This is a genomic window from Hypericibacter sp., assembly GCF_050729195.1.
GTDB lineage: Bacteria > Pseudomonadota > Alphaproteobacteria > Dongiales > Dongiaceae > Hypericibacter.
This window is the reverse complement of record NZ_JBOHKS010000101.1, coordinates 48,878-56,685: the sequence shown is the minus strand read 5'-3', so window position 1 is coordinate 56,685 and position 7,808 is coordinate 48,878. Positions and strand designations below refer to the sequence as shown.

Annotated in this window: 5 protein-coding genes; 2 read left to right on the top strand and 3 right to left on the bottom strand. The window is 66.3% G+C overall.

Annotated elements, in window-relative coordinates:
- The first annotated feature begins 455 nt into the window (after positions 1-455).
- Together ACREE8_RS07575 and ACREE8_RS07570 are read left to right on the top strand one after the other, a co-directional pair.
- Complete coding sequence (locus ACREE8_RS07575; protein WP_431572377.1) at positions 456-2,906, top strand: GcvT family protein; 2,451 nt, start codon at positions 456-458, stop codon at positions 2,904-2,906.
- 17 nt (positions 2,907-2,923) lie between these two features.
- A complete protein-coding gene (locus tag ACREE8_RS07570; protein ID WP_431572376.1) occupies positions 2,924-3,829 on the top strand; it encodes a 5'-methylthioadenosine/S-adenosylhomocysteine nucleosidase in 906 nt (301 codons plus the stop codon).
- Between the two features lie 123 nt (positions 3,830-3,952).
- Here ACREE8_RS07570 and ACREE8_RS07565 read toward each other — a convergent pair whose 3' ends face one another.
- Genes ACREE8_RS07565 through ACREE8_RS07555 form a run of 3 tightly spaced genes read right to left on the bottom strand, consistent with a single transcriptional unit; the run spans position 3,953 to position 7,798 of the window.
- Positions 3,953-4,546: a sarcosine oxidase subunit gamma gene (locus ACREE8_RS07565; RefSeq protein ID WP_431572375.1), complete on the bottom strand. Its 594-nt coding sequence runs from the start codon at positions 4,544-4,546 to the stop codon at positions 3,953-3,955.
- A complete protein-coding gene (locus ACREE8_RS07560; RefSeq protein ID WP_431572374.1) occupies positions 4,539-7,517 on the bottom strand; it encodes a sarcosine oxidase subunit alpha family protein in 2,979 nt (992 codons plus the stop codon). The genes ACREE8_RS07565 and ACREE8_RS07560 overlap by 8 nt, the downstream gene beginning before the upstream one ends.
- Entirely contained in the window at positions 7,514-7,798 is a 285-nt protein-coding gene (locus ACREE8_RS07555) for a sarcosine oxidase subunit delta (protein WP_431572373.1), read from the bottom strand. The genes ACREE8_RS07560 and ACREE8_RS07555 overlap by 4 nt, the downstream gene beginning before the upstream one ends.
- Between the last annotated feature and the right edge of the window lie 10 nt (positions 7,799-7,808).

Genomic DNA, 7,808 nt, shown 5'->3' with positions numbered 1-7,808 from the left:
CCCCCCCCCCCCCCCCCCCCCCCGCGGCGCGCATTATGTTGCGATGGCAATGCGTGGGCCCATTGAATCGCTCCTGTTGAGAACGGCCCAAGGCGGTCCGACTCAAAGCTGGTTTCCGTTCGGCAAGTCCCGAGACAACTCTTGCGCCATGTCGGATCGCGCCGAATCCATTGGACCGACCCTGATCGAGCCATGCAACGAAGGACAATTCTGAGAGCCACAATTTCTCCAAACGCGACCTGAAACCCTGGTTTCCCGCCCTTCTCCCGCCTTCCGCGAACCGCCTTGACCGGCCGAAACCCGCCGACGCATTCTCCCCCGCGCCGGGACATTCGGGGACGGTCGCGACCGCCCCGGAACACCCCTCCCTCATCGCCCGGCCTGCGGCGCTGCGAACGGCGTCCGGGCCCGTACCTCGTCGGTCTTCAAGCGGCTTTCAGGAAAGAACCACTCGGATGAAATCGCATACCCAGGTCGCCGTGATCGGCGGTGGCGTCGTCGGCTGCAGCGTGCTGTACCACCTGACCAAGGCCGGCTGGAAGGACGTGGTGCTGATCGAGCGCGACCAGCTCACCTCGGGCTCGACCTGGCATGCCGCCGGCGGCTTCCACACCCTCAATGGCGATCCCAATGTCGCCAAGCTCCAGGGCTACACCATCGGCCTCTATGACGAGCTCGAGAAGATCTCGGGCCAGTCCTGCGGGCTGCACCGCTCGGGCGGGCTGATGCTGGCCGACACGCATGAGCGCATGGAATGGCTGAAGATGGCCCATGCCCGCGCGCGCTATCTGGGCCTCGAGACCGAGCTCCTGTCGGCGAAAGAGGCGCAGGCGCTGTTCCCGCTGATGGAGGCGAAGCATTTCGTCGGCGCCATGCTCGACAAGGCCGACGGCAATCTCGATCCCTCCGGCACCACCCATGCCTACGCCAAGTCGGCGCGCATCAACGGCGCCGAGATCTATCTCAAGACCCGCGTCGCGGCGCTCAAGCCCCGCAAGGACGGGAGCTGGGACGTCATCACCGAGCAGGGCAACATCCAGGCCGAGCATGTCGTCAATTGCGGCGGGCTCTGGGCGCGCGAGGTCGGCCGCATGGTCGGGCTCGAGCTGCCGGTGCTGGCGATGGAGCATATGTATCTCGTGACCGACGAGATGCCCGAGGTGGTCGCCTTCAACAAGGAGCGCGGCCACGAGCTGCCGCATGCGATCGACTTCAAGGCCGAGATCTATATGCGCCAGGAGCGCAGCGGCATGGTGCTCGGCACCTATGAGAAGGACTGCCGCCCCTGGCAGCCGCGCCAGACGCCCTGGGACTTCGGCACCGAGCTGCTGGCGCCCGATCTGGAGCGCATCGCGCCCTCGCTCGAGCTGGGCCACAAGCATTTCCCGGCCATGGCCAAGGCCGGCATCAAGCGCATCATCAACGGCCCCTTTACCTTCTCGCCCGACGGCAACCCGCTGGTGGGCCCGGTCCAGGGCCTCAGGAACTTCTGGTGCGCCTGTGCCGTCATGGCGGGTTTCAGCCAGGGCGGCGGCGTCGGCCTCGCCCTCTCGCAATGGATGGTCCATGGCGATCCGGGCTTCGATGTCTGGGCCATGGATATCGCCCGCTTCGGCGACTGGGCCACCCGCTCCTACACCAACGAGAAGGTGCGCGAGAACTATTCCCGCCGTTTCTCGATCCGTTTCCCGAACGAGGAGCTGCCGGCGGCACGCCCGCAGCAGACCACCTCGCTCTATGACGTGATGATCGCGCAGGGCGCGGTCATGGGCGACAGCTGGGGCCTCGAGACGCCGCTCTGGTTCGCGCCCAAGGGCGTCGAGCCCAAGGACATCGTCTCCTTCCACCGCTCGAACGATTTCAAGCATGTGAAGGCCGAGTGCCTGGGCGTGCGCAACGCGGTCGGCGTCACCGAGATCGCCAATTTCGCGAAGTACGAGTTCAAGGGACCCGGCGCCGAGGCCTTCCTGTCGCGGCTCATGACCAACAAGATGCCGCGCGCCGGCCGTCTGATCCTGACGCCGATGCTCAATCCGGAAGGAAGACTGATCGGCGACTTCACGATCGCCAAGGCCCAGCCTGACAAGAACGGCGACGGGCGCTTCATCATGTGGGGCTCGAGCCAGGCGCAGAAATACCATATGCGCTGGTTCGAGAAGCATCTGCCAGCCGACGGCTCGGTCCAGATCCATCGCTACGATATGGGCCTGGTCGGGCTTTCGATCGCGGGGCCGAAATCGCGCGAGCTGCTGCAGCGCCTGACCGACGAGGACGTCTCCAACGCCGCCTTCAAGTTCATGGATCACCGCTCCATCGACATCGCCAACCTGCCGGCCATGATCAACCGCGTCACCTATTCGGGCGATCTCGGCTACGAGATCTGGGTGGCGCCCGAATATCAGCGCCGCCTGTTCCTGGCGATCCACGAGGCCGGCAAGGATCTGGGGCTGATCAATTTCGGCATGCGCGCCCTTCTCTCGCTGCGCCTCGAGAAGAATTTCCCGACCTGGTATCGCGAGCTGCGGCCGATCTACGGGCCGTTCGAGGCGGGCCTCGACCGTTTCGTCGATCTCACCAAGAACGACTTCATCGGCCGCGAAGCAGCGGTGAAGGAGAAGGAGACCGGCGGCAAGCTGCGCCGCGTGACCATGGTCGTGGAGGCGTCGGATGCCGACGTGCTCGGCGACGAGCCGATCTGGCACAAGGGCCAGGTGATCGGCTGGGTCACCTCAGGCGGCTACGGCCATTATGTCGACAAGTCGCTGGCCCAGGGCTATGTGCCCAAGGAACTCGCCACCGATACCGCCAGGAGCGCCTTCGAGATCGAGATCCTGGGCGAACGCCGCAAGGCCACGATCATCACCGACCCGCTGTTCGATCCGGAGGCGAAGCGGATGCGCGGCTGACGAGCGGCACGGCCCCGATGCTGAAACGGCTGACGGTCCCCGCGCTGCTGCTGTCGCTATTCGTGGCGGCAGCGCCGGCCTGGGCGGCGGAGACGCTCGACGCCACGCCGCGCACCGCGGTGATGTCGGCCTATCAGCCGGAATGGGTGCTGCTCCAGTCCGAGCTGCAGGGCCGGAAGGACTACGTCGTCAACGGAACGGTGTTCGCGACCGGCACCCTCGAGGGCAAGCCGGTGCTGTTGTTCCTCAGCGGCATCAGCATGGTCAATGCGGCGATGACGACGCAGCTGGCGCTCGACCATTTCACCGTCGATCGGATCGTCTTCTCCGGCATCGCCGGCGGTGTCGATCCGGATCTCACGATCGGCGACGTGGTCGTTCCGGAACAGTGGAGCGAATATCTCGAGGCCGTGTTCGCCCGCGAGAAGGACGGAACCTACGAGCTGCCGGCTCATGCCGACAAGCCGCCGTCTCATTTCGGCATGATCTTTCCGCAGCCCGTGAAGATCATCAATGGCGACGCGACCGAGAAGCGGAACTGGTTTCCCGTCGACCCGGCGCTCCTGGCCGTCGCCAGGACCGTCGCCAGCGCAACTGTCTTGCAAGACTGCGCGGGACAGAAATGCCTCGGCCACCAGCCGAAGATCGTGGTCGGGGGCAACGGAGTTTCGGGCCAGGCCTTCGTCGACAACAAGGCGTTCCGGGAATATGCGCGAAGCGCGTTCGCGGCCGAGGTCCTCGACATGGAATCCGCGGCGGTCGCCCATGTCGCCTATGTCAACGCCAAGCCCTTCATCGCCTTTCGCAGCCTCTCGGACCTCGCCGGCGGGGGAGAAGGCGAGAACGAGATCGGCACGTTCTTTCAGCTGGCGTCCGACAATGCGGCGAAGGTCGTGAGGGCGTTCCTGAAAGCGTTGAAGTAGATATGATCGCTGCGCTCTACTTCGAAGCTTCGAGCGCGCCCTTCGATCAGCGCCGCATTCAATCCTGAAACACCCCTCCCCCTACCTCCTCCCGCAAGGGGAGGGGGGAGGGGTGGGCCGGCTCTATCTCACCACGTCATACCCGACCGGCAAAGCCGCGTCGGTGAACCACTCCCAGATCGAGTGGGCGAAGGTGCGCATCGCGTAGATCTCGTAGCGGTCGGCGGCGCTGCGATGGACCAGGACCGGTGTGTGATGCAGGCCGGTCAGCGCGAACTGGCCGACCTTAAAGACATTCGGATCGAAATCGAGCGGGATGCCCTTGGCGAGCACCTCGCGCGCAGATGCGCCCTCGATGAAGATCCGCGTGCGGCTGTGGGAGAGCGGCAGGATCGAGCCGATCGTGGGCGCCACCGCCTGAGACAGCCGCGCGGCAAGGTCGTCCTTCTCCGGTCCCACGATCCAGAAATGCTCGGGGCCCACGCGCATGATGGTGCGGCCTTGCGCCGAGACACCGTCGCCGACCTTGGCCGGCAGGCCCGCGCCCAACTGCGAAGCCAGCGCCGCCTCGAATGAAGCCGCCTGGTCCGGAAAGCCCGAGGCCTGCACCAGCGACCAGCCGCGGACCTCGCCCAGCGCCACGCCCCGCTCGCCCTTGGCGCCTTCATGCCCGCCCTGCTGCAGGTCCTTCTCCAGCGCCGATCGCCGCTCAAGCATAGAGACGCTCCCCCTTGGGATCGATGAAGTGCGGCGAGACGATGCGCGCGCGCACCTGCTCGTTCTTGATCGGATAGGCGCAGAGGATCTCCGCACCCTCGTGCTTCAGCCCGCCCTTGAAGAGGCCGAGCGCGATATATTTCTTCAGCTCGTTCGACCAGGTCACCGAGGTGATATAGCCGCGGCCATGGCCCTCGATCCTGTCGTCCTTGAGGAACAGGATCGAGCCGCCACGCAGCCGCTTGTCGGATTCGAGGCATTCGATCCCGACCAGGCTCCAGCGATCCGGCGCCTGCATCTCAGGGCGGAAACGCAGCTCCTTGCCGATATAGGCCTTCTCCTTGCCGGCCATCTTGCCCAGCCCGAGGTCGTCGAGCGAGGTGCGGTGATCGAGCTCGAGCCCGGCCACATGGCCCTTCTCGATGCGCAAGGAGGCCAGCGCCTCGAGGCCGTAGGGCTTGATGCCCAGGGGCGCGGCTGTTTTCAGGATATGCTCCCACAGCGCCACGCCATGATCGGCCGGCGTATAGACTTCGTAGGCGAGCTCGCCCGAGAAGCTGAGCCGGATCAGCCGCACCGGCACGCCGTCATGGGTGAATTCGAGCGCGCCCATATAGGGCAGCCGGTTGTCGCCGACCTCGACACTGGGGAAGGCCAGCGCCAGCGCCTGGCGCGCCTTGGGGCCCGAGACCGCCATGGCGGCCCATTCGTCGGTCAATGACGCGACATGCACCTTGAGTTCGGGCCAGGCCGCCTGCAGCAGGAACTCGACCCAGGACATGACCTCGCCGGCCTGCGCCGTCGTGGTGGTCATGAAAAAGCGCGTCTCGGAAAGCCGCGTGGTGGTGCCGTCATCCAGCACCAGCCCGTCATCGTTCAGCATCACGCCATAGCGCGCCTTGCCGACCGGCAGCTTGGCGAAGCCGTTCACATAGATACGGTTGAGGAATTCGGCCGCGTCCGGACCCTGCACGTCGATCTTGCCGAGCGTCGAGACGTCGGCGATGCCGACGCCATGACGGACAAGATCCATCTCCTTCACATAGGCCGTGGCCGCGTCATTGCCGGCCCAGTCGTAGTACCAGGCGCGCAACCAGGGCCCGGCCGGCGTCATGCGGCCGCCATTCGCCAGATGCCAGTCATGCAATGGCGAGAGACGGACGGGCCGGAAATGATGGCCGACGCTGCGCCCGGCGATGGCACCCAGCGCCACCGGCGAATAAGGCGGCCGGAAGGTCGTGGTGCCGGCCTCGGGGATCGTCACGTCGCGCAAGCCCGCCATGATGGCGAGCGCGTTGATGTTGCTGGTCTTGCCTTGGTCGGTCCCCATGCCGAGCGTGGTGTAGCGCTTGAGATGTTCGACCGACTGATAGCCTTCCTGATGCGACTGCGCGATGTCCTTGACCGTCACGTCGTTCTGGAAATCGACGAAGGCCTTGCCATGGGCGCTCGATTTCACTTCCCATTGCGGGGCGATGGCATAGCCGCCCTCGCCTTCGATCGCGGGCGAGGCAGGCTTGGCGGCGCTGATCGAATGACCGGCAAAGGAGGCGGCCTTGGCGCCCGCTTCTGCGCCTTCGCCGATCGCGGCATCCAGCGCCAGCGTGCCGATGACGGCACCGGCGCCGAACTGACCCCTGGCGAAGCCGCCCGGCACGAAGGCCGCGATCGCCTCGCGATAGACCGGCTTGATGCCGCCATGCGAGGTCAGATGCACCGCCGGCGACCAACCGCCTGACATGCAGACGAGATCGCAGGGACGCAGCTCGCCCGACGATGCCCGGCCGACCGGCCCCAGCCGCGCCGCCTTGACCAACTTGCCACCCTCGACATCGAGAATGGCGTTGCCGGGGCGAAGCTCGATGCCATGGCGCGCGGCAATGGCCTGCAGGCCCTGACCGATCTCGCCGCGCAGATCGGCGATGGTGACCTTCAGCCCCGCCGCCGCGAGATCGAAGGCCGCGCGATAGGCGCTGTCATTGTTGGTGGCGACGATGACGCGCTTGCCGGGCGCGACCGCGAAGCGGTTGAGATAGCTGCGCGCCGCCGAGGCCAGCATCACGCCCGGACGGTCGTTGTTGGAGAACACCAGCGGCCGCTCGATGGCGCCGGTCGCGAAGACGACGGCCCGGGTCCGCAGGATGGTGACGATCTGGCGCGCTTCGCCCTTCTTGGGATCGGGCGAGAGATGATCGCGCCGCTCGATCAGCGCGACGGTGTTGCCGTCATAGACGCCGAAGGCCGTGCTGCGGGTGAAGATGCGGACGTTCGGCAGGGCACCGAGTTCGGCCTTGCGCTCCTCGATCCAGCTCGCCCCGGGGCCTTCGCTCGGCTCCGACAGCAGGCTGCCGCCCAGCTCGGAATCCTGTTCCGCCAGCACCACGCGGGCGCCGCTGCGCCCGGCCGTCAAGGCCGCCGCCAAGCCCGCGGGGCCGGCACCGATCACCAGCACATCGGTGAAATCGTGACGGGTCTCGTAGCGATCGGGATCGGGGGCATAGGTGCCCTCGCCCAATCCTGCCGCCTTGCGGATATAGGGCTCGTAGACCATCCAGGAGCCGCGGGTCGGCCCCATGAAGGTCTTGTAGTAGAATCCCGCCGTCAGCAGCGGGGCCGCCAGCGAGTTCACCGCCATCAGGTCGAACTCGACCGAGGGCCAGCCATTCTGCCGGCGCGCCACGATTCCTTCGACCAGCTCGGTCATGGTCGCGGGGATGTTCGGTTCCTGCCGTCCGCCCTCGCCCAAGGTCAGGAGGCCGTTCGGCTCCTCGATGCCGGCGGCCATCAATCCGCGCGGGCGGTGATATTTGAAGCTGCGGCCGACCAGCGCCACGCCGTTGGCCAGCATCGCCGAGGCCAGCGTATCGCCTGCGAAGCCATTGATCCGCGTCCCGTCGAGCGTGAAGGAGCGCGGCAGGCTGCGATCGATCCGTCCGCCTTGCGGCAGACGATGCGAATTGCCCCTCATCATCGGCCGGCCCCGCCCTTGGGCGCGGCATCGCGCGCGGGCCTGGCGACACCGGGAGCGTTGGTCGCCGTGTCGCGCTCCAGCACCAGCCATTGCCGGCAGCCCAGCACATGCTGCCAATATTCGCGATGCAGCCCTTTGGGATTATCGAACAGGAAAACATGGTCATGCCAGGTCTTCAGGTCGCCCGTGCCATGTGCCGGCCGCGCCTTGCTCGCATCGCTGCCATAGCGGAACTCGGAGTAGTCGCGCTCGCCGCACCAGGGGCAGGTGATTCTCAGCATTCTCGAGGAG